We start from the raw sequence: 26,981 nt of genomic DNA, 5'->3' as shown, positions 1-26,981 counted from the left end.
AGAGGACAGAGACGTACGACGGTGGGGCGCCCTTCACGAAGAAGGGCGCCCCACCGTCGTACGGGGCTATTCGCCGTTGTCGCCGTCGATGCCCAGGCCGGGCAGGAGGCCCGGCAGGAGGGGCGGGAGGGTGACGTCGGGGTCTTCTGGCGGGGTGGACTTGCCGGTGGACGGGGAGGTGCTGGTGGTGTCGTCCTGCGGCGGGTCCAGCAGGCCTCCGGTGGTGCCGCCGACAAGGCCTTCGCCGCCGCTGTCCGAGTTCGAGGTGGACGGCTTGGGTTTGCCGCCGGTGTCCTGGCCGCCCACGGCGGAGCCGCCGGTGGAGCTGGGGGCCGGGCGGCCGCCCGGGTCGGTGGTGCCGGGGGAACCGGAGCCCGTGGACCGCTGCTTGCCGTCGCCGCCCTGGGTGGGGGGCTGCGGCAGGAGCGACGAGTGCGGGGCGACCTCGTCGTCTATGGCGTCGAAGACCGACGAGACCTGCTGACTCACGTCCCCGAGCTGCACGGGCAGCCGGTCGCGGAGCGCGCCCCAGGCCTCGCGGTGGGACCGGGAGAAAGCCGACAGGGCCTGGATCGGGCCCAGGGAGTCCGGATCTCGCTCGAAGGCCTCGTGGAGCAGTCGGTGGCCCTCGGCGGCGTCGTGCCGCATCCCGGTGAGCGCGCGCCGGATCTCGCCGAGCGACTCGTGGTCGAGGTGTCCGCTCCGGTCGCGCTCCATGAGGCGGCGGGCCTCGCTGAGCCGGGTGGACGCCTGGTCCAGATAGAGCCGGCCCCGGTCGTCGTTGTCGTCGGTCAGGGTCAGTTTCACGTCCTCGATGCCGCGCTTGAGGCCGTAGAGCGAGTCACCGGGTAGGGCGTCCGAGCTGGCGGCGGCCACACCGCCGAAGGCGCTCGCGGCCACACCGACGCTGAGCCCGCCAGCGGCGAGCCCCTTCGTCAGGCGGGACCGTGGTCGCAACTTGCCCAGCGGGTTCGCCCGGTGAGCGCCTCGCGCCCGGCCCGATCGCTGCTCGGGCACCGAAGGGTCCGACGCCTCGCGCCCCGGCAGTGTGCCGTCCCGCAGCATGGCCTCCATCGCGGCCACCAACTGGGCGCGATGGACGACCTTGACCTCGGGGTCGAGCACTGGCTTGGGCAGCTCGTCCAGACCGGTGGTGAGGGCCACCATGCGGCCCCGCTCGGTCTGTTCCGCTGCCGGGGCCGGTGCCGATCCCTCGGGCTGCTCGGCCGCCGTGCCCTGGTCGGACAGCTCCTCCAGGGCCTGGGCGAAGGCGTTCGCCCGCCGGTGCGCCGATACGTTCGCGATCACTGGCGGCACCTCCTCTCGTCATGACGGTCGACTCCCCAGGGGGTCCTGAGGGTTGCACGTCCCCGACCGTTACACGATCGAGTGATCGGTGTCGGCCAGGCGCGACCACAGGGAGCCTGTATCCCGCACAACGAGCGGCGCGGCACTTGGGTTACGGACGGCGGATGATCGGACGAGGAAGTCAACAGACTTCGACGCAGGGTGAGTTGGGCGTGGCGGAGCGTATGTGATCGATGCGCTCGGCGAGCCGGCGGCTCAGCTGTGGTGGTCCCGGTGGGCGGGCCTCAGCGGGCGTCGTCCGGGAGGAGGCGGGCGAGGGTGCGGACCGCGCGGTACTGGAGGGTCTTGATCGCGCCCTCGTTCTTGCCCATGACCCGGGCGGTCTCGGCGACGGAGAGGCCCTGGAGGAAGCGGAGGGTGACGCACTCCTGCTGCTGCGGGTTGAGCCGGCGTACGGCTTCCAGCAGGGCGGCGTTGGAGAGGGACTCCAGGACGGAGTCCTCGGGGGAGCGCTCGACCTCGTTGGCGTCGAGCATCTCGCCGGTGGTGACCTCCAGCCGGAAGCGGCTGGACTTGAAGTGGTCGGCCACCAGGTTGCGGGCAATGGTGACCAGCCAGGCGCCGAAGTCGCGGCCCTGCCAGGTGAACGTGCCGATGCGGCGCAGGGCGCGCAGGAACGTCTCGCTGGTGAGGTCCTCGGCGGTCGCCTTGCCGCCGACGCGGTAGTAGATGTAGCGGTAGACCGTGTCGCTGTACTGGTCGTACAGGCGGCCGAAGGCGTCGGCCTCGCCGGACTGGGCGCGTTCGACGAGGTCCATCATGCGGGCGCTGTCGCTGTCCGCGGCGGGACGGCGGGTGGTCGTGGCGGTGGATCCCGAACGGCCTCGTCTGCCGACCGTCGCGCTGCCTTCGGCCAGTGCGTAGCACGGGCCGACGGGCGCGGCGGAGGTGGCGAGGGCGGGGACGGCGTACGCGGTGGGGACGAAGCCGCGCAACAGTTGGTTGACCGTCGCGCGCAGCGTAGCCAGGCCCGAGGCGTCAACCCCGACGTGTGGGTACACGGGACTCCCAGAGGCAGAGCTTCCATCACGTGCAGTGCGGAACCTTTCACCCGTCGTAGCGACGGAGGGGTACCGGTTTGCGTTTGAGGAGAATAACGCTTCGTGCAGGCACTGCTACACCCAGTTGCTCAAATCGTCGATTACGTCGCTTCTGTTACCGATTGACGGCTGTTCAAGTACCGCCGCGTGATCGGTTATTGATCGATTGAGTTCGTGTTCCGTCTGGGTGCGGGGCGTGTTGTGGTCGGGTGCGGACGGTGTGACTGAGGGGGGCGCGGTGGGGGTATGAGGGCCCGAATGCTGCGGTGACGGGGGCGGACGCGTCCGGACGCGCGAACGCCGGAGGGGCTGGGAGACCCAGCCCCTCCGGCGTTCGAGGAACGATCAGCCGTTCAGCGGCGGCGGCGGTGCAGCGCGATCGCGGCCGCCGTGCCGCCGGCCACCGCGCCGACGCCCGCCGCCGCGGGGAGGCCGACCTTGGCGGCCTTGCGGGCGGTGCGGTAGTCGCGCAGCCGCCAGTCCATGTCGCGGGCGTGCTTGCGGAGTTTGCTGTCGGGGTTGATGGCGTACGGGTGACCCACGAGCGACAGCATCGGGATGTCGTTGTGGGAGTCGCTGTACGCGGCGCAGCGCGAGAGGTCCAGCCTCTCGGCGGCGGCGAGGGCGCGGACGGCCTCGGCCTTGGCCGGGCCGTGCAGCGGCTCGCCGACCAGCTTGCCGGTGTAGACGCCGTCGACGGACTCGGCGACCGTGCCCAACGCGCCGGTCAGGCCCAGTCGGCGGGCGATGACCTGGGCGATCTCGACGGGCGCGGCCGTGACGAGCCAGACCTTCTGGCCGGCGTCGAGGTGGGCCTGGGCCAGGGCGCGGGTGCCGGGCCAGATGCGCTCCGCCATGTACTCGTCGTAGATCTCCTCGCCGATGATCGTCAGTTCGGCGACACGGTGGCCCTGGACGATGGAGAGCGCGGAGTTCTGGGCGTCCTGCATGTGCTCGGGGTCCTCGGAGCCGGCCAGCCTGAACCACGCCTGCTGCCAGGCGAATCGGGCGAGGTCGCGGGTCTCGAAGAACTTCCGTTTGTACAGGCCCCGGCCGAAGTGGAAGAGCGAGGCGCCCTGCATGACGGTGTTGTCGAGGTCGAAGAACGCGGCGGCCTTGTCGTCACCGAGAACCGGGAACACCGGTTCCTGGACGGCGTCGGGCGCGGGGGAGATGTCCTCCAACTCCTGGGAGGACTTGCGCGCTGCCTCCGCAGAGGCCTCGCCTGCCAAAACGCTCCGCGCCGTGGCGGAGCGCCTACGGGGAGTGAGCCATCCGAGAGCGGCCATGTCGTGAGCATAGCCAGTCTGTTCGGCACTTCCGGAGTCGACAGGTTTGCGGGCTGTGAACTCTCCGCGGCCGTGTCGTTAAAGAAGGGGTCCCGGCGGTGTGTCCGCGTGCGGAAAGCGGCGGAACCGGTGGGGAAAAAGGCAGGTCGTGTGCCTGGTGGTGAGGAGGGGGTGTGGACATCCCGTGCGGAGCGACAATGGCCGGCATGAGTGCCTTGTTCCGGCGGACGCCGAAGAATCCCGGTGAGCGACTCGTCACACTGATCGGCAAGCCGGGGTGCCATCTGTGCGACGACGCGGAGGCGGTGATCGGGAAGGTCTGCGGTGAGCTGGGCGTTCCCTGGGAGAAGAAGGACATCACCGAGGACGAGGAGCTGCACCGGCAGTACTGGGAGCAGATCCCCGTGGTGCTCGTGGACGGCGCGCAGCACACGTTCTGGCGTGTGAACGAGGAGCGCCTTCGCAAAGCCCTCTCGTAGAGGTGGCCGAGATGTGACCTGACCGACCAGTCCAAGTGGTCCCAAAAGTCGCTTAGGATCGATGGGCTGGTTGGTCTCGGGGGCGGGATTCGTGAGGAGAGTGTGCGGTTTTGCCCCCGTCGTGCAAGGCGTCAGCCGAGGAACGAAGGTACGCGTGTGCCGGTTCCATACGCGTGCGTCGAGTGTGCGTGACCCCGGTCACGTTGGCCGGGCAAATCGGACACCATCTTTGTGCACGCGTTCACAAAGACATAGCCTGCTGTCGACGGGGCGGTCTGGGGACGCATGACCGCCCGCAGCCCCGCTCTACCCGCAGGAGCACCGTGGCAACTGGCCGAACTCACCGACCGGCGACCCGTAGCCGAGGGATTCCCGAGGCCACCGTCGCCAGGCTTCCGCTGTACCTCCGTGCCCTGACCGCGCTGTCGGAGCGCTCGGTACCCACCGTTTCATCCGAGGAACTGGCGGCCGCGGCGGGGGTCAACTCCGCCAAGCTGCGCAAGGACTTCTCGTACCTGGGCTCGTACGGGACGCGGGGCGTGGGCTACGACGTCGAGTATCTCGTCTACCAGATCTCGCGTGAGCTGGGGCTGACCCAGGACTGGCCGGTCGTGATCGTCGGTATCGGTAACCTCGGCGCCGCGCTCGCCAATTACGGCGGGTTCGCCTCGCGCGGGTTCCGGGTGGCGGCGTTGATAGACGCCGATCCGGCGATGGCGGGCAAGCCCGTCGCGGGGATCCCGGTCCAGCACACGGACGAGCTGGAAAAGATCATCGACGACAACGGCGTCTCCATCGGGGTGATCGCCACCCCCGCCGGTGCCGCCCAGCAGGTGTGCGACCGGCTGGTCGCCGCCGGGGTCACCTCCATCCTGAACTTCGCGCCCACCGTCCTGTCCGTGCCGGACGGTGTCGACGTGCGCAAGGTGGACCTCTCGATCGAACTGCAGATCCTCGCGTTCCACGAGCAGCGCAAGGCCGGCGAGGAGGCCGCCGCCGAGGCCGGTGCCGTACCGATGGCTCCCAAGGAGTCCGGGAAAGGGCCCGACGGGGATGTCCCCGCCGTGATGCCGGCATGAGTCTTCTGGTCGTCGGGCTGAGTCACCGCAGCGCTCCGGTGAGCGTGCTGGAGCGGGCCGCGCTGTCCCTGGACGCGCAGATCAAGTTGCTTCAGGACACGGTCGCCGCCGAGCCGGCCGCGGAGGCCTCCGTCCTCGCCACCTGCAACCGCATCGAGCTGTACGCCGACGTGGACAAGTTCCACGCGGGCGTCGCCGAGCTGTCCACGCTGCTCGCCCAGCACAGCGGGGTGGGTCTCGACGAGATCACTCCCTATCTGTATGTGCACTACGAGGACCGGGCCGTCCACCACCTGTTCTCCGTGGCCTGCGGACTCGACTCCATGGTCGTCGGCGAGGGGCAGATCCTCGGGCAGATCAAGGACTCGCTGGCCCGCGCCCAGGAGCTGCACACCGCCGGGCGGCTGCTGAACGACCTGTTCCAGCAGAGCCTGCGGGTCGGCAAGCGGGCCCACTCCGAGACCGGGATCGACCGGGCCGGACAGTCGCTGGTGACCTTCGGCCTGGAGCAGTTCACCGCCGGCACGGACGTCGCGAGCTGGGCCCGGGGCAAGCGGGCCGTCGTGATCGGCGCCGGATCGATGTCCTCGCTGGCCGCCGCGACCCTCGCACGGGCCGGCGTCGGCGAGATCGTGATCGCCAACCGGACGTACGACCGGGCCGAGCGCCTCGCGCAGCTGCTGGAGGAGCAGTACGGACAACGCCCGGCGGAGCAGGGCGCGACGGATGTGCTGGCCCGCGCGGTCCCGATGGAATCGGTGCCGGACGAGCTGACACGTGCGGACGTCGCCATCTCCTGTACGGGCGCCACGGGCCTGGTCCTGACCGCCGAGATGGTCGCCGCCGCCGTCGAGGGCCGGGTGCCCGAGGGCACGCTCCCCGCGGAGGCCGAGCCGCGCACCGACGACGTACGGCCGGCGGTGCCGCCGACCTCCGTCGGCAGCGACGACGACTGCCCCCTCGACCTGCCCGCCGTGCAGGGCGGCGGCTTCTCCGTGCTCGGGGAGGCCGCGGTGGCCGGCATGGACGCGGCCACCCTGGAACAGCACGCGGCCTGGGTCGACAACGCCACCGTGGACCGACGCGCGAGCCGTCGCACGCCGGAGCGTGAGACCGCGCGCACGCTCGACGCCGAGGCCGAGCTGATCGCCGCGCTCGTCGCGACGGTCGCCGTCACCGGGCGGATCACCGAGCTGCGCCGGCCCGAGCCCGTCGTCGACGTGCCCCGGCCCGCGCCCGTGCTCGCGCTGCTGGACCTGGCGATGCCCCGGGACATCGACGCCGCCGCGCACCGGCTGGCCGGCGTACGGCTGGTCGACATCGAGTCGCTCGCCGAGGTCTCCGCCGACGCGCCGATGGCCTCCGACGTCGACATGGTGCGGAGGATCGTTTCGGACGAGGTGGCCGCCTTCGGCGCCGCTCAGCGTGCCGCGCACATCACACCCACCGTCGTCGCGCTGCGCGCCATGGCCGCCGATGTCGTCGCCGGTGAGATCGCCCGCCTGGAGGGCCGGCTGCCCGGCCTCGACGACAAGCACCGCGGCGAGATCACCCAGACCGTGCGGCGCGTCGTCGACAAGCTGCTGCACGCCCCGACCGTACGGGTCAAGCAGCTCGCGGCCGAGCCGGGCGGCGCCGGGTACGCGGACGCGCTGCGCACCCTGTTCGACCTGGACCAGGAGACGGTCGCGGCCGTGTCCCGGGCCGAGGACAGCAGCAGTTCCAAGAACGACGCCGAGAACCGAGGGCGATCATGAGTGACCAGGCACTGAGGCTGGGGACCAGGCGGAGCAAACTCGCCATGGCCCAGTCCGGGCAGGTGGCGGAGGCGGTCCGCCGGCTGACCGGGCGGCCCGTCGAACTCGTGGAGATCACGACGTACGGCGACGTCTCCCGGGAGCAGCTGGCGCAGATCGGCGGCACGGGCGTGTTCGTCACCGCGCTGCGCGAGGCGCTGCTGCGCGGCGAGGTCGACTTCGCCGTGCACTCCCTGAAGGACCTGCCCACCACGCACCCGGACGACCTGGCGCTGGCCGCCGTGCCGGTGCGCGAGGACGCCCGCGACGTCCTGGTCGCCCGGGACGGGCTGACCTTCGAGCAGCTGCCCGAGGGCGCGCGCGTCGGCACCGGTTCGCCCCGGCGCATGTCCCAGCTGAACGCGTACGCGCGCAGCCACGGGCTCACGATCGAGACGGCGCCGATCCGCGGGAACGTCGACACGCGGATCGGATACGTACGGAAGGGTGAGCTGGACGCAGTGGTCCTGGCCGCCGCCGGACTGAACCGGATCGGACGGAGCGATGAAGTGACCGACTTCCTCTCGGTCGACACTGTTTTGCCCGCCCCCGGCCAGGGGGCACTGGCGATCGAATGCACCGCGGAGAATGCGGAGCTGATCGCCACGCTCAATGGGCTCGACGACCCGCACACCCGGGCCGCCGTGACCGCCGAGCGGTCCCTGCTCGCCGCCCTGGAGGCCGGTTGCAGCGCACCTGTGGGTGCGTTCGCCGACCTTCTGGCCGACGGGCAGATTGTCAAGGAGATGCGCCTGCGCGGCGTCGTCGGCACGACCGACGGCTCGACGCTGGTGCAGCTGTCCACCACCGGTCCCGTGCCCGAGACGTACGACCAAGCAATGGCGCTCGGCCGTGAACTCGCCGCCGAGATGCTCGCTAAGGGCGCGGCCGGTCTGATGGGGGAGCGAGCACATTGAGCCCCACCACCCTTCCCGCCGGTCCGGACCACGGTCACGTCACCTTCCTCGGTGCCGGACCCGGGGATCCGGGACTGCTGACACTGCGCGCCGTCGAAGCGCTGGCGAACGCGGACGTTCTCATCGCCGAGCACGATGTGCTCGACGTGGTGCGTACGCATGCCCGCGCCGGCGTCGCCCTACTGGACACCGACTCGAGCCCGCCGCCGGCCCTGGCTGCGGCGTCCTCTGCCTCTTCCGCGGCTACTTCAGCGGATACGTTTTCGGGCACAGGCACGCCTCAGCTGACGGTTGTTGACGGCGCGTCAACAACCGTTGGTGCACCCGCTGTGCGGGATGCGGCACATCTTGTCATGGAGGCCGCGCGGGGCGGCAAGCGGGTCGTGCGTGCGGTGTCCGGGGACCCCGGGCTCGACACGTACGCCACCGATGAGATGCTGGCGTGCGCCGCCGCGGGCGTGCCGTTCGAGGTGGTCCCGGGCGTGGCGGCGGCCGTGGGCGTGCCCGCGTACGCCGGTGTGCCGCTGCGTGACGCGCAGGGCGCGGACGTCCGGTTCGTCGACGCGCGCACGGCGTCCGACCGCTGTTGGGCGGAGGTCGGGGCGTCCGACGGGACGGTAGTGGTCTCGGCGACGCTGGAGACCGTGGCCGCGGCGGCGGGTGAACTGGTCGCGGCCGGCCGGAAGCCGGACACGCCCATGACCGTGACCGTCGCGGGTACGACGACGCGGCAGCGGACCTGGACCGCGACGCTCGGCGGAATCGCGCAGACGCTGAAGCAGGCCAAGGTGCTGCCCTCGCCGGAGGGAGGGCGGCCGGTGATAGCCGTGGTCGGTGAGCGTTCCGCCGCGGCCCAGCGCGACCAGCTGTCGTGGTTCGAGAGCAAGCCGCTCTTCGGGTGGCGGGTCCTCGTGCCGCGCACGAAGGAGCAGGCCGCCTCGCTCTCCGACCAACTGCGCTCGTACGGGGCCGTACCGCACGAGGTGCCGACGATCGCGGTCGAACCGCCGCGTACGCCGCAGCAGATGGAACGGGCCGTGAAGGGCCTCGTCACCGGCCGCTACGAGTGGATCGCGTTCACCTCGGTCAACGCCGTCAAGGCGGTGCGGGAGAAGTTCGAGGAGTACGGGCTCGATGCCCGTGCCTTCGCCGGGATCAAGGTCGCGGCGGTCGGCGAGCAGACCGCCAAAGCGCTGATCGCGTTCGGCGTGAAGCCCGACCTGGTGCCGAGCGGTGAGCAGAGCGCCGCCGGGCTGCTGGAGGACTGGCCGCCGTACGACCCGGTCTTCGACCCGATCGACCGGGTGTTCCTGCCCCGGGCCGACATCGCCACGGAGACGCTGGTCGCCGGGCTGATCGAGCTCGGGTGGGAGGTCGACGACGTCACGGCGTACCGGACCGTGCGCGCGTCGCCGCCTCCGGCGGAGACCCGTGAGGCCATCAAGGGCGGCGGCTTCGACGCCGTTCTCTTCACCTCGTCCTCCACCGTGCGGAACCTGGTGGGCATCGCCGGGAAGCCGCACAACGTCACGGTGATCGCCTGTATCGGTCCGGCCACGGCCAAGACCGCCGAGGAGCACGGGCTGCGGGTGGACGTGATGGCCCCGGAGCCGTCCGTGCACAAGCTGGCCGAGGCGCTGGCGGACTTCGGGATGCGGCGGCGGGCTGCCGCCGTGGAGGCCGGGGACCCGGTGACACGGCCGAGCGAGCGGCGGCCGGGGGCGCGGCGGCGGCGGACTACGACGTGAAGTGACGTGAGGTGGGAGAGGGGCGGTGGCTGCTTGCGGCTGCCGCCCCTTTGTGCTTGTGGGCGCCTTGCTTCCTTCGCGGGCTCCGGATTTCTCGCGCAACCTGATTCCTGACCGGGCACGATTGCGTGAAGCGATCGAGCGTGTTCCCTCTCCGCGGGTCCTGCACGGGACGGGGAAGAAGTGAACGTGACGCCGTTGCCGCTGGCCCAGGAGCTGCGGGACCTGAGGACCGCAGAGATCATCGCCGCGCTGGACGATGACTTCCTGAACCTGATGAGCTGGGACTGGGACGTGCGGGTCGTCCGCTATCCCAGGTCCATCCGGTGCTGGGCATGCCGGACTGTGAGATCCCCGGCTGCAGAAAGGGCACCCCGCTGGGTGAACCGGTCTGCGTCGGCTGCAGGAATCGCTGGCGGCGGTCCGGACTGGCCTTCGAGGACTTCGCCGCTGCCCCGAGGCCGGGCACGTATCACCGCTCCGACGGACAGTTTCTCCGCAGGGTCCCCAGCTGCCAGCGGCCGCCCCGACTGGTGACACACGGACTCTGCACAACCCATGGGAGCCGGTGGCTGACATCGTCCGAGCCGACCGTGGAGGACTTTCTGCGGAACTCCCCGCAGACAGGGCTGCCCGGGTTCGGCCCCTGCGACGTTGCCTCCTGTTACCGGCTGCGCGGCTCGGAGCGGACCATCTACTGCGAGTTCCACCGCGGGCGGCTCAACCGAGAACGGCGCCTGGGCACGTTCTGCGGCGACGAGGAGCGGTGGCGCCTGACGACGCCGGCAGTGGCCGTCAACCGCGAGGCCAGCCTGCGCGGGCTGCCCGACCGGCTGGTCGCCGCAATCCTCTACTGCCTGCAGGTCCGCACCGCCCGGGAGGTGAAGACCCGCGACCACCGGATCCGGCACATCAGCGACCAGCTGCGTCTGTTCCAGGTCCCCAGCCTGGAAACACTCGAAGACGCCGACCTGGTCCGCGCCGGGCTGGTCGACGACCTGAGAATGATCATCAGGGGTGCCCAGACCTCCCTGCGCAGGCGGGGGGGCGACTCCGGAGACCGAACGTCTCAAGGACATCTGGGACCTGTTCGTCTTCGGCCACCACGGCACTCTCAACTTCAGCCGGATCCATCAGCAGCCTCTCCGCGAGGCGGTCAAGGTCTGGGCCTACGACGAACTCCCGCGCCGCCGCGGTCGCAACGTCGCCGGCTCCATGCAGAACATGATTCGCGGTATGGAACAGCTCTCAGAGAGCCTGCGTCTTCAACGAGACGATGAAGGACATCAACTCCGGCTGCTGAGCCGCACGGACATGGTCAGTTTCTGCAACCGGGTCGCATTCCGTCGAGGCCGACGACTGGGCCCGCAGCGAGGCCATACCCTCCGAAGAAGAAATCCGCCGCGTCCGCCGCCTGATCAACCGGCTCAAGGCGGACCTGGACGACCTGTCAGAAGAAGAACGCGCCCAGATCGAGGATGCCATCGCCCTGGTCCGCCGCAGCCGCCCGGTGATGCTGGGCATGCCCCGTGTCGGCCAGCCACTTCCCGATGTCAGGCCCTGGAGGCTGCCATGATCCCCGCCATGCGTGACGGCCGCCAAGCCGACACCGAGCGCCGCCGCCGGCGGGTTGCCACAGCGGTCAGGAACGCCGCGAAGAACGGCACCCCGATCAGTGTCGCGGCCATCGCCCGGCAAGCCGGAGTCGACCGCAGCTTCCTCTACCGTCAGCGCGACCTGCTCGAAATCGTCCACGCCGCTGAACTCGAACCGGCAGCCCAGGACCCGGCCGGCGGCTCGCCGGTGAGCCGGGCCTCGCTCCAGGCCGACCTCGCCAACGCCCAGGCCCGCAACACCCGCCTGGCCGCCCGCGTCCAGCAGCTGGAGAAACGGCTGTCGCAGGCGCTGGGAACCCAGGCATGGCAGGAATCAGGGCTCGGAGCCCCAGCGGACATCGACGAACTTCAACGAAAGATCACGAGGCTGGAGCAGCACAACGTTGAACTGACTTCCGCGTTGGCCGAAGCCCGATCCGATCTCGATGCCGCGAGGGAGGCCAACCGTGACCTGACCAGAGCGCTGAATCAGCGCGGTTGACAGGTGAGATCGGCCGTGGCGAGCACTCCGTCACAAGACGGTACGCAGATCCACAACCGGCAGCTCGCCAGCAAGTCCCGGAGTCAGGTAGGCGCGGTAGCGGCCCTCGGCGAACAGGTCTCGTAGATACATTCCAGGGAAGTCCAGCACCTCCCGTCGGCTGGCTACGGCGATGCGGACTCGGTAGGTGGTGTCGCCGTCGAGGATGAGCACGTCGCACCAGTCCGGCTCCGGTGCTTCAAGACCGACCACGGTGATGTGGTCGTCTGCCATTTGCTGGACCCACGTGGCCAGGTCTTCCAGAAGCCAGGCCACGTTCATCCACGACGGCGCGGCAAGCCCGGGCTGCCAGTCGTATTCCCGGCGGCCCGCGCGTCCGGGCTGCGGCGGCTCACCATCGGCATAGAGGGGTGCTTGTGAAGGACCATCGGTCTCGGTGAAGGTGATCTGCCGCGACCGGATAGTGAGAGCGGAGATGCGGAAGCGGTCGAGGCCGAGCTCGAAGGCGACTTCCGAGGCGTGCGTGAGGAACTCGCTGTCCGGGGCGGCCACGCGTTCCCTTCCATGGGCTGCGGGCCGCCCTGGAGCCATAGGCCCAGGGCGGCCGTGTACGGGAGAGACTTACTGCAGCTTGGTGTAGGAAGCAACGTAGCGGTACCGGGTACCTGCGGCGGACTCCGGGCGCACACGCGGGAGAGGCTTGTAGCTCGTGGCCCACTGCCCGGATCATGGACTGCTTCGACGTCTTCACGCCTGCCGATCACAGTTCGGCGCCACCCTGCTGAGCGCCCCCCTTTCCCTGGCCATCAGTCGGACGCCTCGCCCGAGACCGGAGTGGCGCCACAGATGTTGCACGCAATATGGTCATTTGAACCGACGCTGAGCTGCGCAAAGTTGTCTCCACTCGCCTCGCGCCACACGGTTACCCCCAGAGAAGCCGGACGTTCCACGCCCTCGTGTGGGAGGCGGCCCTGCATGCTCGGATCTGTCCTCCGTCCGTCCTCGCCGGCCGGCTTGACCGACTCGCGGGCGTCATCGGCATGGACACCGTGGACCTGGGGGTCGTCCCGCTCGGTGCCGAACTCAAGATCCCGACGGCCAACGGCTTCTGGATCCTGGATGACAGGCTCGTGATCGCCGAGGACTGGCATGCGGAGCTGTGGCTGGACGACGCCGACAGCTTGGCCACCTATCTGCGGGTCTGGCACACGCTTCGGGAGTCCGCCGTGTACGGCGTTGATGCACAGAACCTCATCGGTGCCGTACTTCGGACGTTGCGCTCACGCTGAACTCGATGTCCGGGCCCCTCGGGGTGGGACAGGCCCGACCAGGCCGCGCTCGTCGGCCGAGCGAACCACCCCGCGCCGGAGCCCGGAATCACGGGACCCGGTCGGGCGGGCGTCGGGAGTGCGGGCCCTAAAGAAGTAAGAACTCTTGGGAAAGAAACCCTCCAAACCAATCCAAACCCCGTGTTCGTCACTCGCGGGAGTGAACTGTCCCAAGTCGGCTGGCGCGGGGGTGGGTTGGGCGGGCAGGCTCGGTGGAGACCAGACGCAGACATGCGACGGCCCCCGCCGGGACTGGCATCCCAGTGCGAGGGCCTGACCACCGAGGAGAAGTGAAGGCCTTCCCTCATGGCTGAGACCAAGCCTAGTGGCGCCGTGCGCCCGCAGTCCCGTATCCGGCAAAGTGCCACCCGTTCCGGTGTCACCCACGTCAAGGAGTACCAGCCCGACCGGTACACGATCATCGGCAATCACCTCGCCCAGCATCGTGAGCTGTCGCTGACCGCCATCGGGCTCGGAACCCACATCCTGTCGCTGCCCCAGGGGGCCTCCGCCGACATCCGTACCCTCGCCGAGCGGTTCACCGAAGGCCGGGACCGGATCGCCTTCGCCCTGCGGGAGTTGGAGGCGCACGGTTACGTCGACCGGGTGCGGGAGCGGGTCGACGGCGGGCGGGTGGTCACGCGGACGTACGTGTACAACGCTCCGGCACTCACGCGGGCCCGCGGGGTGAGGGGGGAGAGGGAGGGGGCGGCGGCCCCTGTCGCCGCTCGGGTGGACCCCGTGCCCGTACGGCCGGTCGTCGAGGAGGTGACCGTCGAGGACGTGACGGCGGACGGGGAGCCTGTTGAGGGCGATCCCGGCGCCGTTGATTCCGTCGTGGCGCCTGCGGCCGAGGACGTCGACCCCGAGTCGTCGGGACGTGGTGAGCACCACGACAAGGCTGTCGCGCTGCTCGTGCGGCTGCGTCGGACCGATGATCGGTTCACGCTCTCGCAGAAGGATGTGCGCCGTCTCGCTCCGGCCGTCGTCGCCTGGTTCGAGAACGGGGCCAGTGGCGCGGCGGTGCACCACGCCATGACGGCCGATCTTCCCGTGCCGCTCAGGAATCCGGCACGGTTCCTCGCCTACCGGCTGAGTGAGCTGCTGCCACCGCCGTTGCCCGTCCTGCCGGAAGTGTCCGAGGGGCAGGCCCCAGAGGGCGAAACGGAGCCGTGGTACCGGATGGTGGACTGCGCGGGCGGCTGCAACCGGGCCTTCCGCAAGCCCGAGGGGACCTGGTGCCGAGATTGCCGCGCCGAACGGGAGCGTCGTATCGCCGCGGGCGCGGGGCCGGGGCCGGAGGCGGAGGCGGAGGCCAGGGGGACTGCGGGGGACGCGGGGTGGCAGGACCCGAATCCGTCCGACCCGTCCGGCCTGTCCGACCTGTCCGTATCGCCCGTATCGCCAGTACCGCCTGAGCCGGACTCGGGGCGGTTCGATCCACCCGGCTTCCCGAGGAGTGCCGCATGACCGATCACACGATCCACGCCACCTATGTGCAGGTGTACAACACCCTGCGCGATGCGTCGGCCACCCTGGAGTACCTGAAGAAGGAAGGGGTGGCGGAGGGCGTGGAACCTCATGCGGGGGCCGCGATGTGGGGTGTCCGGTTCGCCGCCGCCGTCCTCTACCCGCTGCTGCCCTGCCAGCCGGGGCCGCCCGTCGACTACGACCCGCAGAAGCTGCTGGAGCTGGCCGCGCACTGGCGGGACGCCGCGTTCGATCTCGGTGAGTTCGCGCTGCCGGAGCCCGTGCTGCGGGTCGTCCGGGAGGAAGAAGGGGGCTCCCGCGATCCAGGGCGTGGAGTTCAGGGGGCGTAGGGCGGGTGCGGGGCCGCCGACGAGGTGTTGGCAAAGGGGCCCTCGGGCCGGGCGTAGCGTAGGTGTATGTCGAAGTACGGATCGTTTCCCGGTACGCGGCCCCGCCGGCTTCGTACGACGCCTGTGATGCGGAGGATGGTGGCCGAGACCCGGCTGCATCCCGCGGACTTCATACTCCCCGCGTTCGTGCGGGAAGGGGTCAGTGAGCCGGTGCCGATCGCGGCGATGCCGGGGGTCGTGCAGCACACGCGGGACAGTCTGAAGAAGGCCGCCGTGGAGGCCGTGGAGGCCGGGGTCTCCGGGATCATGCTCTTCGGGGTGCCGGAGGACGAGAAGAAGGACGCGCTCGGGACTCCCGGGACCGACCCCGACGGGATTCTGCAGGTCGCGCTGCGCGACGTGCGGGCCGAGGTCGGGGACGAGTTGCTCGTCATGTCCGACCTGTGTCTCGACGAGACCACCGACCACGGGCACTGCGGAGTCCTCGACGACCAGGGCCGCGTCGACAACGACGCGACCCTGGAGCGGTATGCCGAGATGGCCCAGGTACAGGCCGACGCCGGTGCGCACGTGGTCGGGCCCAGCGGAATGATGGACGGTCAGATCGGGGTCGTCAGGGACGCCCTCGACCAGATCGGGCGTGAGGACGTCGCGATCCTCGCCTACACCGCCAAGTACGCGTCCGCCTTCTACGGCCCCTTCCGGGAGGCCGTCGGTTCCTCGCTGCGGGGGGACCGGAAGACCTACCAGCAGGACCCCGCCAACGCCCGCGAGTCGCTGCGCGAGCTCGCCCTCGATCTGGAGGAGGGCGCCGACCTGGTGATGGTCAAGCCGGCCGGCCCCTACCTCGACATCCTCGCCCGGGTCGCGGACACCGTCGACGTGCCGGTCGTCGCCTACCAGATCTCCGGGGAGTACTCGATGGTCGAGGCCGCCGCCGAGAAGGGCTGGATCGACCGGGACCGGGCCATCCTGGAGACGCTGACCGGGATCAAGCGGGCCGGTGCGCAGAACATCCTGACGTACTGGGCCGTCGAGGCCGCTCGCATGCTGCGCTGACACCTGTGGGGCCCTGTCTTGGCCCCGGTGGCGCTCGGCTCAGTACTGCAGGGCGTCCTCCATGGTCGACTGCCAGTAGGTGACGGCCACGGAGTTGTCGACATAGACGCCCTTGGCCGGGAGCGCGGGGGACGCGGGAGAGCCGGCGTCGCTGCCGGCCTCGGCGCCCTGGAAGTGGATGACGACCTTCTTCTCCGTCGTGCCCTTGCCACCGCTGCCGTCGGCGGCGGAGAGGAGGACGCCGGCGTAGCCGGACTCGCCGGGGGCCAGGGTCACCACGGCCTGCGGCTGCGACTCCTCGATCACGCGCGGCGCCGACTGGGCCTCGCCGAACCGGACCGTCGGGTTGAAGTAGAGGTCGCAGTACTTCGAGCCGGTGTTCTTGACGGTGATCAGCATGTGGTTGAGCGGGCGTGACACCGGCTGCGCGGTGACGGTGGTGTTGGAGCCGTTGCAGGTGACGCGGTTCTCGGGATCGGAGGGGTCCGAGGTCCCGCCCTTGGACGAGGCCTTGTCGGCCGCGGTGCCGCCGGTGGCCGCCGATCCGCCGCCGCTCGTGCTCGTGGAACCCCCAGTGCTGGAGCCGCCGGTGGTCGAGCCGCCGCTCGTGCTGGTGCCGCCCGTGCTCTGGGCGGACGTGGAACCGCCCGCCGCACCCTCGTCCCTCGTGCCCGTGCCGCTGTCGCACGCGGTGAGGGCGAGGGCGGCGAGCGCCGCTCCCGTCACGGCGAGCAGACGGGCGGGGCGGGCGGTACGGGCGGAGCGAGCGGTGCGAAACGTGCGCATGAGAGGTCCCTTTCGGACAAAGCGAGTGGAGAAGGCTGAGAACAAGTGCTCGAAGCCGTGCCGCTCGACCGGTGTGCCGGGAGCGGCGTGCTTGGATGACCCCAGCTTGTGGGGTGATCCGTCCCGGCCGCCACAGCCGACGGACGATCAGGGACGCTGGAACGCTCACGAGGGCTTTGACCTGCGAGAACTCCCCGTCCCTGGAACGCGGAACGGGACGCGCGGGACATGAGGGGACGGAGGAAGACGTGTCGGGGAGCGGTACCGCGGGCGGCCTGGGGGCCGGTTTCGCCGAGCTGCTGCGGGAGTTGAAGGAGCGCTCCGGGCTGAGTTACGGGGTGCTCGCCAAGCGGCTCCACATGAGTACGTCGACGCTGCACCGGTACTGCAACGGGGATGCCGTACCCGCGGACTACGCCCCCGTCGAGCGGCTGGCCCGCCTCTGCAAGGCGTCCCCCGAGGAGTTGGTCGAGCTCCACCGGAGGTGGGTGCTTGCGGACGCGATGCGCCGGCGCAAGGGGGGTGACTCCGTCGGGGCGGCGGCGGAACAAGCCCCGGTGGTCGAGGAGTCCGACGAGACCGAGGAGTCCAACGAGACCGAGGAGACGGAGACCGTGATCGGCGGTGTCGTTTCCGGCGGGGCCGGGGAACGGGGGCCTGCCCGGCGGCGTACCCGGGTCGCTCTGGTCGCCGGGGTGGCCGTGGCCGCCGTGCTCGGGGCGGTGACGCTCGCCCTGAGTCTGCCCTCCGAGGGGAAGGAGGACGGGGCCGGGCGTACGGCCGGCGCCGCGTCCGTCGGCAGCGGCGGTGAGAAGGAGGCCGACGGCGGCTCCGCCTCGCCGAGCGGTGCCTCGCCCTCCGGGTCCGCGAGCGAGCCGGGGGGCAAGAAGGGCAAGGACGCCGGCAAGGGTGCGGGGGCCTCGGCCACCGAGACTCCGACCGGCGGGACGGGCGCGGGCGGGGCGGACGCGTCCCTCCCGGCGCCGCTGAACGTGAAGGTGGAGCCGTACACCTGGGAGGACCCCTGTTCCCAGCGGTATCTGGCCGACCGTACGCCCACGGAGGTGGGGCCGCCGCCGCTGGAGCAGGACGCTCCGGCCTGGGTGTCCGCGGAGGGTGCCGTGGCCTCGGGGCAGCAGTTCCTGACGCTGACCGTGCAGGGCACCGGCGAGGAGACCGTCGTCGTACGGAGTCTCAAGGTCCGGATGACCGACAAGCGGTCGCCCCTCGCCTGGAACGACTACGCCATGGGCTACCCCGGTGTCGGCTGCGGGGCCGGTGTTCCGACCCGCTCCTTCACGATCGCCCTCGACGCCGCGCGTCCCGACGTGAAGCCCAAGGCCGGCAGCAAGAACTTCCCCTACTCGGTCAGCCAGTCCGATCCGGAGGTGTACTACATCACCGCCGACGCCTCCGCGTACTACGTCAGCTGGTACCTGGAGCTGGAGTGGACCGCCGGATCCCGCAGCGGCATCCTGACCCTGAACGACGACGGCCGGCCGTTCCGTACGAGCGGCAACAACGGGCGCCCGGCGTACGAGTATCCGCTCGGCGGCCCGAAGTGGGTCCCGGAGGGGACGACGCTCGGGGAGGGTGAGGACGAGAGCGGTGGGTGAGTGAGGACGAGGGCGGTAACTGATTGACGAGTTCTCATCAATCGGCATAGGTTCTGCGCCTGCCCCCGATTCCGGGGGACCTATGCCGATTTTCGGGGGGAAGCCATGAACTGGTTCGTCGAGGTGCTCAAGAAGTATGCGGTCTTCAGCGGGCGTGCGCGTCGCCAGGAGTACTGGATGTTCACGCTGATCAGCACGCTCATCTATGCCGCGCTGTACGTCCTCGGTCTCCTCCTGGACTCGCAGGCGCCCCAGATCCTCCTCAGTGTCGCCCTCTTCCTGCCGTCCCTCGCGGTCAGCGTCCGGCGGCTGCACGACACCGGCAAGAGCGGCTGGTGGGTCCTCATAGGGCTCGTTCCCTGCGTCGGATTCATCTTCATGATCGTCTTCATGGCCACCGAGGGCCAGCGGGGCGACAACCAGTACGGCCCCGACCCGAAGGCCTATCCGGTGCAAGCCTGAGGCGGCAACTCCCCTGGGGCGTTAGGTTGTTGGTCGTTCAATGACCCGACCCCCCAGGGAGAGCCCGATGGCCGGTGACGCACTCAGCCAGGACCCCGCCGCGTTGCGGAAGAGGATCGACACCACCAAGGCGCACCCGGCGCGGGTCTACGACGTCTTCCTCGGCGGCAAGGACAACTACCCCGTGGACCGGGAGGCGGCCGGCGCGGCGCTGGCCGCCAATCCGCGCGGCTATCTGGACGTCCGGCACAACCGTGACTTCATGCGCCGCGCGGTGACCACGCTCGCCCGGGACGAGGGCATCCGGCAGTTCCTCGACATCGGCACCGGGCTGCCGACCGCAGAGAACGTCCACCAGATCGCCCAGGCGATCGTCCCCGACTCACGGGTCGTGTACGTCGACAACGACCCGGTGGTGCTCGCGCACGCGCGCGCGTTGCTCACGAGCGGGCCCGAGGGGGCCACCAACTACATCGACGCCGACTTCAAGTCGCCGACGAGCATCCTCGAACAGGCCGCGAAGACGCTCGACTTCGACCAGCCGGTCGCGCTGTGCCTGGTGGCGATCCTGCACTTCGTGGAGGACGACCAGGCCTACCCGGTGGTGCGGGAGCTGGTGGAGGCGCTGCCCGCCGGGAGCCGGCTGGTGCTCAGTCATCTGACCGCGGATCTCAACCCCACGAAGATCCGCGCGGTCCAGGAGACCTACACCAAGCGCGGGTTCACCTTCGTGCTGCGTTCCAGGGACGAGGTGGCACGGTTCTTCGAGGAGAGTGGGCTCGTGGTGGACGAGCCCGGGGTGGTGCCGGCGCACCATTGGCGGTTCTCCGACGGTGCGCCGGTGCCTCCGGCGGTGGAGCCGCATGTGCTGGCCGGGATGGACGACATCGAGCGGGTGCGGTACCGGGACATCAACGATGTGACCGACGCGGACATCAATGTGTATGCGGCGGTGGGGCGTAAGGGGTAGGAGGGTCTGGGTTCGTTGTCGGGTGCGGGTGGGTGGGGCTTCTCGCGCAGTTCCCCGCGCCCCTGAAGGACGGGGGCTACGCCCCTGTCCTTCATCCCCCCGTTCCGAACCACGTCTCCGCCAGCGACTCCAGCGTCTTGCTGGGTGGGGTCGGCAGCACGCGCAGGTACCAGTTCAGGTCGCTGTAGACGTGCAGGAGGGTGTAGGTCATCAGTTCGCGCGGGTCGAACGGGGGGTGGCCGTAGGCCTCGTAGAAGAGTTTCAGGAGGGCGGGGTCGGCCCGGGTGAGGTAGAGGCCGACGCTGACGAAGTCGTAGGCGGGGTCGCCGACCATCGCCGGCTCGAAGTCGAAGAGGCCCGTCAGGCGCCAGCCGTCATGGGGGTCGACGGTGAGGTGCTCACGCATGAACTCCGTGTGCAGCAGCACCGGGCGGCGCGCGGCGGTCAGGGGCACCGAGCGCAGGAAGTCCGGGATCTGTTCGAGCCACGGCTCCGTGAGACCGCCGCTCCGGTGCTGCTCGACCGCCCCCGCGCGCTGGGCGGCGATGAACCGGCCCCAGTCCGGCGGCCCGGTGAGCGGGACGACCGGCGAGGCGTCCAGGGCGTGCAGGGCGGCCAGTCCCTCGGCGGCCTCGGCGACGATACGTTCCTGGTCCGGCGGGGGGATCCGGGACCAGACCTCGTTGAGGTCCTCGCCGGGCAGCCGGGACATCAGCACATAGCGCCAGCCGTTCTTGTACTGGTCCGCCGAGTGCAACCTCGGTGTGGGGATGGGGAGTTTGCCCCACAGGATCGACAACAGGCGGGCCTCGCGGACCGCTTGCGCGGCTTCGAAAGCCGGATACAGCTTGAGGACGAGGGAGTCGCCGACGGCGTACACCGGCAGCGAGCCCTCGGGAAAACGTACGATCCTCGCGCCTGCGAGACCGAGCGAGCCGCAGAGATCCTGGGCAGCCGGACGCAGCAGCGCCTCGTCACCGACGACTTCTTGCAACTCGTCGTTCGTGTCCACGCTGGGCAGCATGCGCGCAGCCTAGGGGGTGGCGGGGGCGTCCGCATCGCGAAACTGGTGGATGTAGGGGACATCTACCTGGCTAGGGTGCGGGCAGGGGCGGGACGGTGCCGTCCCGGAGTGGCGAAGGAGCCGTGGGATGGGTGCCGTGGATGCCGAGCGTGCCGCGTATGACGTGGGGTTTGCCGCGAAGACGGGGACCGGGGGCGGTTCGGGGGACGAGAGCGGGGCGGGCGCCGGGGCGGCCGTGCCCGGCTTCGCCCGGCGGGTCGCGGCCGTCGGGGGTTCCCCCGTTCGGGACATCCTCGCCGTCACCTCGCGTCCCGAAGTCGTCAACTTCGCGGGTGGGTTGCCCGCGCCCGAGCTGTTCGACACGGAGGGGATAGCGGCCGCCTACCGCGATGTGCTCGCCGAGTCCGCGGGGCGCGCGCTGCAGTACGCGACGACCGAGGGCGAGCCGGTGCTCCGGGCAGCGCTCGCGGCGCGGTACGGGGCGCGCGGGCTGCCGACCGGCGCGGACGGAGTGCTCGTCACCACGGGGTCGCAGCAGGGGCTGTCGCTGCTCGCCACCGCGCTGCTGGAACCGGGGGACGTCGTCCTGGTCGAGGACCCCTGCTATCTCGCGGCCCTTCAGGCGTTCCGGTTCGCGGGGGCGCAGGTGATGGCCGTGCCGGGCGACGCGCACGGGGTGGATCCGGTGGCGCTGGAGGAGTCGGTGGTACGGCACCGGCCCAAGCTCTTCTACACCGTGCCCACCTTCCAGAACCCCACCGGGCGCACGCTCCCCGCCGAGCGGCGGACGGCCGTCGCCTCCGTCGCCGCCCGGCGGGGACTGTGGATCGTCGAGGACGACCCGTACGGCGAACTGCGCTTCGAGGGCGACCGTGTGCCGTGGATCGCCTCGTACCCGGGCGCCGAGGACCGTACGGCGTTGCTGGGCTCCTTCTCCAAGGTCATGGCCCCCGGGATGCGGCTGGGCTGGCTGCGCGCGCCGGAGGGGCTGCGGCGGGCGTGCGCGGTGGCCAAGCAGGCCGCCGATCTGCACACGCCGACCGTCAACCAGCTCGCGGCGGCGCGGTATCTGGCCGACCGTGATCTGGACGCCCATGTCGCCGGGGTCGCCGACGCGTACCGGGAGCGGCGCGACGCGATGCTCGCGGGTCTCGCCGAAGCGCTCCCGGAGGGCTCCACCTGGAACCGTCCCGAGGGCGGCATGTTCCTGTGGGCCCGCCTCCCCTCCTCCCACGACACCGGCGCGCTGCTCCCGCGGGTCGTCGCGCGGGACGTGGCGTACGTGCCCGGGGCGCCGTTCTACGCCGGTGAGCCCGACCGGTCGACGCTGCGGCTCTGCTTCGTGACGCAGACACCGGAGGAGATCCGAGAGGGGCTGCGGCGGTTGGGGGCGGGGTTGCGGGGGTGAGGAGGAACGGGCCCGGCCCGTCAGGGACGCGGGGCTTTCTCGCCGTGCACGGCTGTGTATTCGGCCGCGAGCCACGGGCCGAGGTCGTCGATGAGCATCCCGAGCGGCGCCGGGTCGGGTGAGGGCGCGCGACCGACGGATGCGGCGACGCGCATCTGCTCGGCGCGCTCGGGGTAGTGGTCGCCGAAGATCTCGGCGGACTGGTCGAGGTCGCTGGTCCAGCCGCCCCATCGGGGCATGACCAGGGTGAAGCCGGTGCGGACGAGGCGGCGGCCGACGAGACGGCCGAGGAGCCGGAGTTCGGCGTCCGTGGTGGCTTCGGCTGCCCTGGCTCGCCAGCGCGGAAGGACGCGGGCGAGGTCACCGTTGGTCTCCCGCGCGAGCAGGGCTGTGGGGCGGTAGCGGGGCAGCTGTGCCGCGAGGTCGGGGCCCAGCAACGGGGTGCAGAGGCAGGCGATGAAGAAGCCGCCGTCGTGACGTTCGAGGTCGCTGAGGAGAACCCGAGTGCTGGTCAGCAGAATCCCCACGCCGTCGATCTGCGGGAACGCGCGGTCGAGGGCGGCCTCGATCGCTGTGGCGTCGACCCGGTTGGCTTCGGTGGGCTCGTCGTGGAGGGCCAGTTGGAGGTCGAGGTCGGAGACGCCGGGGGTGGCGGTGCCGCGGGGGATGCTGCCGTAGAGGTAGGCGCTGTGCAGTCGCCGTCCGCCGAACGTCTCCGTGAGGTGAGCGCGGGCGGCATCGACGACGGGGACGAACGCCGTCGGCACGCGGTCCAGCGCGCCTTCGCGTGCGATCGTTCCGTCGCGGTCCAGCCCTCGCTCATCCATGCTCACCATGGGGCCACTGTGCCTTGTGCGGCCCTTGCGTGGCGGCGTGTCCGTACGGCCTCAGTCCCACCAGAAGGACCAGACGGGCTCGCCGAGGAGGGTGCGGGCGTAGGAGGCGCGGGTGCCGTCGGGTGTGCCCTGCCAGATGCTGTCGGGGCAGAAGGCGAAGTGTTCGGCGGCCACGGCTTCGGCCTCGGCCTCGGTAGTGGGCGGGGTGGCCACGGAGAGGACGAGGTGGTCGTAGGCGAGGGCGACCACGCGTATGCCGAAGCGGTCCTCCCAGGAGCGCAGGACCGCGCAGAGCCTCGCCACGTCGTTCTCGTGGTTCGTCGGGCCGGTCCAGCCGATGGCCGCCGGGATGTCGGCGCTGCGGCGGGCGAAGACGAGGGCGAGGCGCGGGTCCTTCAGCCGGGAGGGGTCCTTGACGAGGGCGTCGGCCGTCTCCACGGCGAGGGCGTCGGGGTCGGGCGCCGTGTCCGGGGCGGAGGCCGGGGGTGCGGCGAGGCCCGACCACTCGGGGTCCTCGACGGTGGCGTACGCGTCCCAGAACTCGGCCAGGATCTCGTCGGCGTCGTGGTCGCCGGGGTAGGACATCTCGCCGGGCAGCAACTCCCAGTCCCGCGGACCGCCCTGGCGGTCGCCGACGTCCAGCAGCACCGGGAGGAGGCCCACCGTGCGGCGGGCGGGCTGGACGGCCGCCCAGGTGCCCGGCGTCGCCGTCTCGTCCGCGCACCACAGCAGTGGCTCGCGCCACGGGCCGTCGTCCGTCGTGTCGATCAACCTCCCCTGCGGGAGCGGGATCTCAAGCCCGAGCACACGCCCGCTCGGGTCGGCCGCCAGCTGGGGCAGCGGGTTGGGAAGTGTCGCCATGGGTGTGACTGTAGGGGCCACCACTGACAGCGGCCCGACCGGTGGTGACCCGATGGGCACTGCCGTCTCCCGGACGGCTGAGCGGTACCACGAACGGAACAGAGAGCGGGCCGCCATGCACCGGCGGTCCGCTCTCTGTTCCGTTCTCGCGCTCTTCCCGGTCGGGGTCAGAGCTTGTCGGGTGTCCTGATGCCCAGCAGGGCCATGCCCCGGTGCAGGGTGCGGGCCGTCAGGTCGACCAGGAACAGACGGTTCTCCACCTGCGCCGGGGTGTCGGCCTTCAGGACCGGGCACTGGTCGTAGAACGCGGTCAGCAGGGTCGCCAGCTTGAAGAGGTACGCGGCCAGCTTGTGCGGCTCGTACGACTCCGCGACCTCGGCCACGGTCTCGCCGAACTGGTCCAGGTGCAGGCCCAGCGCGCGCTCGGCCGGGGCCAGTTCGAGCTCCGGGTGGGCGGCCGGGCGGGCCTGGCCCGCCTTGCGGAGGATCGACTGGATCCGGGCGTACGCGTACTGCAGGTAGACGGACGTGTCGCCGTTCAGCGAGACCATCTGGTCCAGGTCGAACTTGTAGTCCCGGACGGCGGAGGTGGAGAGGTCCGCGTACTTGACGGCGCCGATGCCGACGTAACGGCCGTTCTCGACGATCTCCTGCTCGGTCAGGCCCACCTTCTCGGCCTTCTCCCGGACGACGGTCGTGGCACGGTCGATCGCCTCGTCGAGCAGGTCGACCAGACGGACCGTCTCGCCCTCACGGGTCTTGAACGGCTTGCCGTCCTTGCCGAGAACCGTGCCGAAGGCCAGCTGGAACGCCTTGACGTCCTCGTCGTTGAGCCAGCCCGCCCTGCGCGCGGTCTCGAAGACCATCTTGAAGTGCAGGGACTGGCGGGCGTCGACGACGTACAGCAGGGAGTTCGCCTTCAGGTTGAAGACGCGGTCCCTGATGGCGGACAGGTCGGTGGCCGCGTAGCCGTAGCCGCCGTCGGACTTCTGCACGATCAGCGGGACCGGGTTGCCGTCCGGGCCCTTGATGTCGTCGAAGAAGACGCACAGCGCGCCCTCCGAGCGGACGGCCACGCCCTGCTCCTCCAGGAGGCGGCAGGTCTCCGCGAGCATGTCGTTGTAGCCCGATTCGCCGACGATGTCGGCGTCCCGGATGTCCATGTCGAGCTTCTCGAAGACGGAGAAGAAGTAGATCTTCGACTCGTCGACGAACTTCTGCCACGTGGCGAGGGTGTGCGGGTCGCCGGCCTGGAGGTCGACCACCCTGCGCCGGGCCCGCGTCTTGAACTCCTCGTCGGAGTCGAAGAGCTTCCTGGCCGTCTTGTACAGCCGGTCCAGGTTGGACATCGCGGCCTCGCCGGACGCCTGGAGGTCGCCGTCGGACTCCTTGTGGTCCAGCTCGTGCGGGTGCTCGTCCAGATACTGGATGAGCATGCCGAACTGGGTGCCCCAGTCGCCGATGTGGTGCCTGCGGACCACGTTCTCGCCGGTGAACTCCAGGATCTGCACGACCGCGTCACCGATCACGGCGGACCGGAGGTGACCGACGTGCATCTCCTTCGCCACGTTCGGCTGGGCGTAGTCGATGACCGTGGTGCCGGGGCGCTCCGCCGTGGGGACGCCGAGCCGACCGGTGTCGTCCGCGTACCGCGCGGCGAGGTTCTCGGTGATCGCGCCGTCGGTGAGGGTGATGTTGAGGAAGCCGGGGCCGGAGACCTCGATCTCCTTGATCAGCTCGCCGGACTCCACCTGGGCGACGACCTGGGTCGCCAGCTCCCTGGGGTTGGCCTTGGCCTTCTTGGCGAGCGCGAGGATCCCGTTCGCCTGGTAGTCCGCCCGGTCGCTGCGTCGCAGCAGCGGGTCCGCAGCGGCCTCCGGCAGGGTGGCCGAGAGGGCGGTTGCGAGGCGCTGGTGGACGGAGGCGGTGAGGGACGTGACCGGGGCCATGGGGTGGGTGCCGTTCTCCTCGTGGGGATGGATAGACACGCCAGTATCCCATGGGGGGCAAAGCGATTTTCTCGGGCGGGGTCCGGGGCGCCGAAAGGAAGTGTCGCCCAAGCGGGCACTGGGCATAGCCCGAACAGTCGCATTCGAAGTGTTTTGCTCATTATGGCAAGTTGAGAGATCAGGGCCGGGCGGCTCTTCTACCTTCCCGGTACGCGCTCTCGCGCCTGAGGAGACATCGGGGGAAAGCATGACGGACAACGGAACGACGCCCGACACCCGTACGTCGGCGATGCCGCTGCCGCCGACGCCGCCGGAAGGGGAGCCCGGGAGCCGTACCGCGTCGCGCGGGCGGGCCTCATGGCTGGTACCCGCGCTGCTCGGGGTCGTCGCGACGGTGGGCGCGGCCGTGATCACCGTGCTCTTCGGCAACGCGACCAACACGTTCACCGTGCAGGTCGAGGCCGGTGACGCCAAGCCCGGCGCCACCGTCACCGTCACCGCGAGCCCCTCGGGCCAGCAGCAGGGCCCCGGCGGGGAACCGAGCGCGCAGAACGCCACGTCGGAGGTCCGCCGGGAGCAGAACGGAGTTCCCCTCAACACGAACTACAGCATCGACCTCGACTCGCACGCGGACAACTGGGGAGTGCGGCAGAACCAGGCGGCGGGCAACGATCTGTGGCTGTACAGCGGACTCCGGAACCGGCAGATCGCCGTGGTCACCGGGCAGACACCCGACCCCGGGACCTGTGACCGGCAGACCGCGTTCAGCCAGTTGGTCGACGCCGACCAGCTGAGTGACGGGTTGGAGCTCTGCGTCCAGACCTCCGAGAAACGGTGGTCCTGGGTCACCGTCAGCGACGTGATCAACGGCGGTGCCAGCGTCACCCTCGACATCAGGGTGTGGAACTGACTCGTAGTCGCGGGCCCGGTCGCGAGGCGGCTCCGCATCCTGCGGTTCCACATCCCGCGGTTCCGCATCCCAGCGGTTCCGCATCCGGCGGCGCCCGCTGAGGACAATGCGTTTTCGTGGTTGCGGGGAGAGCTGGGAG

General features: G+C 70.4%; 24 protein-coding genes. 15 read left to right on the top strand and 9 right to left on the bottom strand.

The features are described from left to right. Positions 1 to 66 precede the first annotated feature (66 nt). The 3 genes from P8T65_RS18945 to P8T65_RS18935 form a co-directional block, all read right to left on the bottom strand. The gene (locus P8T65_RS18945) at positions 67 to 1,308 is read right to left on the bottom strand and encodes a DUF5667 domain-containing protein (protein WP_316726474.1); all 1,242 of its coding nucleotides are present in this window, start codon (positions 1,306 to 1,308) and stop codon (positions 67 to 69) included. 284 nt (positions 1,309 to 1,592) lie between these two features. Next, positions 1,593 to 2,369, bottom strand: a complete 777-nt coding sequence (locus P8T65_RS18940) for an ECF subfamily RNA polymerase sigma factor, BldN family (protein ID WP_316726473.1) — start codon at positions 2,367 to 2,369, stop codon at positions 1,593 to 1,595. 392 nt (positions 2,370 to 2,761) lie between these two features. Further along, positions 2,762 to 3,697, bottom strand: coding sequence for an HAD-IB family hydrolase (locus tag P8T65_RS18935; protein WP_316726472.1), 936 nt, complete (start codon positions 3,695 to 3,697; stop codon positions 2,762 to 2,764). 197 nt (positions 3,698 to 3,894) lie between these two features. On the opposite strand from P8T65_RS18935, the gene P8T65_RS18930 reads away from it, so the two are divergent. The 6 genes from P8T65_RS18930 (at position 3,895) to P8T65_RS18905 (ending at position 11,813) form a co-directional block, all read left to right on the top strand. Then, a complete protein-coding gene (locus P8T65_RS18930; RefSeq protein ID WP_184904997.1) occupies positions 3,895 to 4,176 on the top strand; it encodes a glutaredoxin family protein in 282 nt (93 codons plus the stop codon). A gap of 323 nt (positions 4,177 to 4,499) precedes the next feature. Continuing rightward, positions 4,500 to 5,255: a redox-sensing transcriptional repressor Rex gene (locus P8T65_RS18925; protein WP_215448367.1), complete on the top strand. Its 756-nt coding sequence runs from the start codon at positions 4,500 to 4,502 to the stop codon at positions 5,253 to 5,255. Next, entirely contained in the window at positions 5,252 to 7,012 is a 1,761-nt protein-coding gene (locus P8T65_RS18920) for a glutamyl-tRNA reductase (protein ID WP_316726471.1), read from the top strand. Before P8T65_RS18925 ends, P8T65_RS18920 begins: the two co-directional genes overlap by 4 nt. Next, positions 7,009 to 7,968, top strand: coding sequence for a hydroxymethylbilane synthase (gene hemC, locus P8T65_RS18915; protein WP_316726470.1), 960 nt, complete (start codon positions 7,009 to 7,011; stop codon positions 7,966 to 7,968). Before P8T65_RS18920 ends, hemC begins: the two co-directional genes overlap by 4 nt. Continuing rightward, on the top strand, positions 7,965 to 9,716 hold the full coding sequence (locus tag P8T65_RS18910) for a uroporphyrinogen-III synthase (RefSeq protein ID WP_316726469.1): 1,752 nt from the start codon (positions 7,965 to 7,967) through the stop codon (positions 9,714 to 9,716). The genes hemC and P8T65_RS18910 overlap by 4 nt, the downstream gene beginning before the upstream one ends. Positions 9,717 to 11,288: 1,572 nt before the next feature. Continuing rightward, the gene (locus P8T65_RS18905) at positions 11,289 to 11,813 is read left to right on the top strand and encodes a DUF6262 family protein (RefSeq protein WP_316726468.1); all 525 of its coding nucleotides are present in this window, start codon (positions 11,289 to 11,291) and stop codon (positions 11,811 to 11,813) included. A 30-nt stretch (positions 11,814 to 11,843) separates the two neighbouring features. On the opposite strand, the gene P8T65_RS18900 is transcribed toward P8T65_RS18905, so the two are convergent. Then, on the bottom strand, positions 11,844 to 12,365 hold the full coding sequence (locus tag P8T65_RS18900; protein WP_316726467.1) for a hypothetical protein: 522 nt from the start codon (positions 12,363 to 12,365) through the stop codon (positions 11,844 to 11,846). 332 nt (positions 12,366 to 12,697) lie between these two features. Between P8T65_RS18900 and P8T65_RS18895 the strand changes: the two genes are divergently transcribed. The 4 genes from P8T65_RS18895 (at position 12,698) to hemB (ending at position 16,020) form a co-directional block, all read left to right on the top strand. Next, the gene (locus P8T65_RS18895) at positions 12,698 to 13,102 is read left to right on the top strand and encodes a Scr1 family TA system antitoxin-like transcriptional regulator (protein ID WP_399103154.1); all 405 of its coding nucleotides are present in this window, start codon (positions 12,698 to 12,700) and stop codon (positions 13,100 to 13,102) included. A 345-nt stretch (positions 13,103 to 13,447) separates the two neighbouring features. After that, a complete protein-coding gene (locus P8T65_RS18890) occupies positions 13,448 to 14,611 on the top strand; it encodes a helix-turn-helix domain-containing protein (protein WP_316726466.1) in 1,164 nt (387 codons plus the stop codon). Then, positions 14,608 to 14,961, top strand: coding sequence for a hypothetical protein (locus P8T65_RS18885; protein ID WP_316726465.1), 354 nt, complete (start codon positions 14,608 to 14,610; stop codon positions 14,959 to 14,961). Before P8T65_RS18890 ends, P8T65_RS18885 begins: the two co-directional genes overlap by 4 nt. Positions 14,962 to 15,027: 66 nt before the next feature. Further along, positions 15,028 to 16,020, top strand: coding sequence for a porphobilinogen synthase (gene hemB / locus P8T65_RS18880; RefSeq protein ID WP_316726464.1), 993 nt, complete (start codon positions 15,028 to 15,030; stop codon positions 16,018 to 16,020). 39 nt (positions 16,021 to 16,059) lie between these two features. On the opposite strand, the gene P8T65_RS18875 is transcribed toward hemB, so the two are convergent. Further along, a complete protein-coding gene (locus tag P8T65_RS18875; protein WP_316726463.1) occupies positions 16,060 to 16,806 on the bottom strand; it encodes a DUF4232 domain-containing protein in 747 nt (248 codons plus the stop codon). A 248-nt stretch (positions 16,807 to 17,054) separates the two neighbouring features. On the opposite strand from P8T65_RS18875, the gene P8T65_RS18870 reads away from it, so the two are divergent. The 3 genes from P8T65_RS18870 to P8T65_RS18860 all read left to right on the top strand — a co-directional run bounded on the left by P8T65_RS18870 (position 17,055) and on the right by P8T65_RS18860 (position 19,854). Then, positions 17,055 to 18,422: a helix-turn-helix transcriptional regulator gene (locus P8T65_RS18870; protein ID WP_316726462.1), complete on the top strand. Its 1,368-nt coding sequence runs from the start codon at positions 17,055 to 17,057 to the stop codon at positions 18,420 to 18,422. Between the two features lie 105 nt (positions 18,423 to 18,527). Beyond that, positions 18,528 to 18,884 carry a DUF805 domain-containing protein gene (locus P8T65_RS18865; protein WP_316726461.1) on the top strand — a complete coding sequence of 119 codons (357 nt, stop codon included), beginning with the start codon at positions 18,528 to 18,530 and terminating at the stop codon, positions 18,882 to 18,884. Positions 18,885 to 18,951: 67 nt separating this feature from the next. Continuing rightward, entirely contained in the window at positions 18,952 to 19,854 is a 903-nt protein-coding gene (locus P8T65_RS18860) for an SAM-dependent methyltransferase (protein ID WP_316726460.1), read from the top strand. A 91-nt stretch (positions 19,855 to 19,945) separates the two neighbouring features. On the opposite strand, the gene P8T65_RS18855 is transcribed toward P8T65_RS18860, so the two are convergent. Continuing rightward, entirely contained in the window at positions 19,946 to 20,878 is a 933-nt protein-coding gene (locus tag P8T65_RS18855; RefSeq protein ID WP_316726459.1) for an aminoglycoside phosphotransferase family protein, read from the bottom strand. Between the two features lie 127 nt (positions 20,879 to 21,005). On the opposite strand from P8T65_RS18855, the gene P8T65_RS18850 reads away from it, so the two are divergent. After that, entirely contained in the window at positions 21,006 to 22,286 is a 1,281-nt protein-coding gene (locus tag P8T65_RS18850; RefSeq protein WP_316726458.1) for a PLP-dependent aminotransferase family protein, read from the top strand. Positions 22,287 to 22,306: 20 nt separating this feature from the next. Here the strand turns inward: P8T65_RS18850 and P8T65_RS18845 are convergent, their stop codons facing one another. The 3 genes from P8T65_RS18845 to argS form a co-directional block, all read right to left on the bottom strand. Next, positions 22,307 to 23,113 (bottom strand): nucleotidyltransferase, encoded by an 807-nt coding sequence (locus P8T65_RS18845; protein ID WP_316731634.1) that lies wholly within the window; start codon positions 23,111 to 23,113, stop codon positions 22,307 to 22,309. Positions 23,114 to 23,173: 60 nt separating this feature from the next. Beyond that, positions 23,174 to 23,983, bottom strand: a complete 810-nt coding sequence (locus tag P8T65_RS18840) for a DUF4253 domain-containing protein (RefSeq protein ID WP_316726457.1) — start codon at positions 23,981 to 23,983, stop codon at positions 23,174 to 23,176. A 167-nt stretch (positions 23,984 to 24,150) separates the two neighbouring features. Continuing rightward, the gene (gene argS / locus P8T65_RS18835) at positions 24,151 to 25,932 is read right to left on the bottom strand and encodes an arginine--tRNA ligase (protein WP_316731633.1); all 1,782 of its coding nucleotides are present in this window, start codon (positions 25,930 to 25,932) and stop codon (positions 24,151 to 24,153) included. Between the two features lie 247 nt (positions 25,933 to 26,179). Here argS and P8T65_RS18830 point away from each other — a divergent pair, with 247 nt between their 5' ends. After that, positions 26,180 to 26,842 carry a hypothetical protein gene (locus tag P8T65_RS18830; RefSeq protein ID WP_316726456.1) on the top strand — a complete coding sequence of 221 codons (663 nt, stop codon included), beginning with the start codon at positions 26,180 to 26,182 and terminating at the stop codon, positions 26,840 to 26,842. Positions 26,843 to 26,981: the final 139 nt, after the last annotated feature.

Source organism: Streptomyces sp. 11x1 (genome assembly GCF_032598905.1).
GTDB lineage: Bacteria > Actinomycetota > Actinomycetes > Streptomycetales > Streptomycetaceae > Streptomyces.
This window is presented reverse-complemented; position numbering and strand designations above follow the sequence as displayed.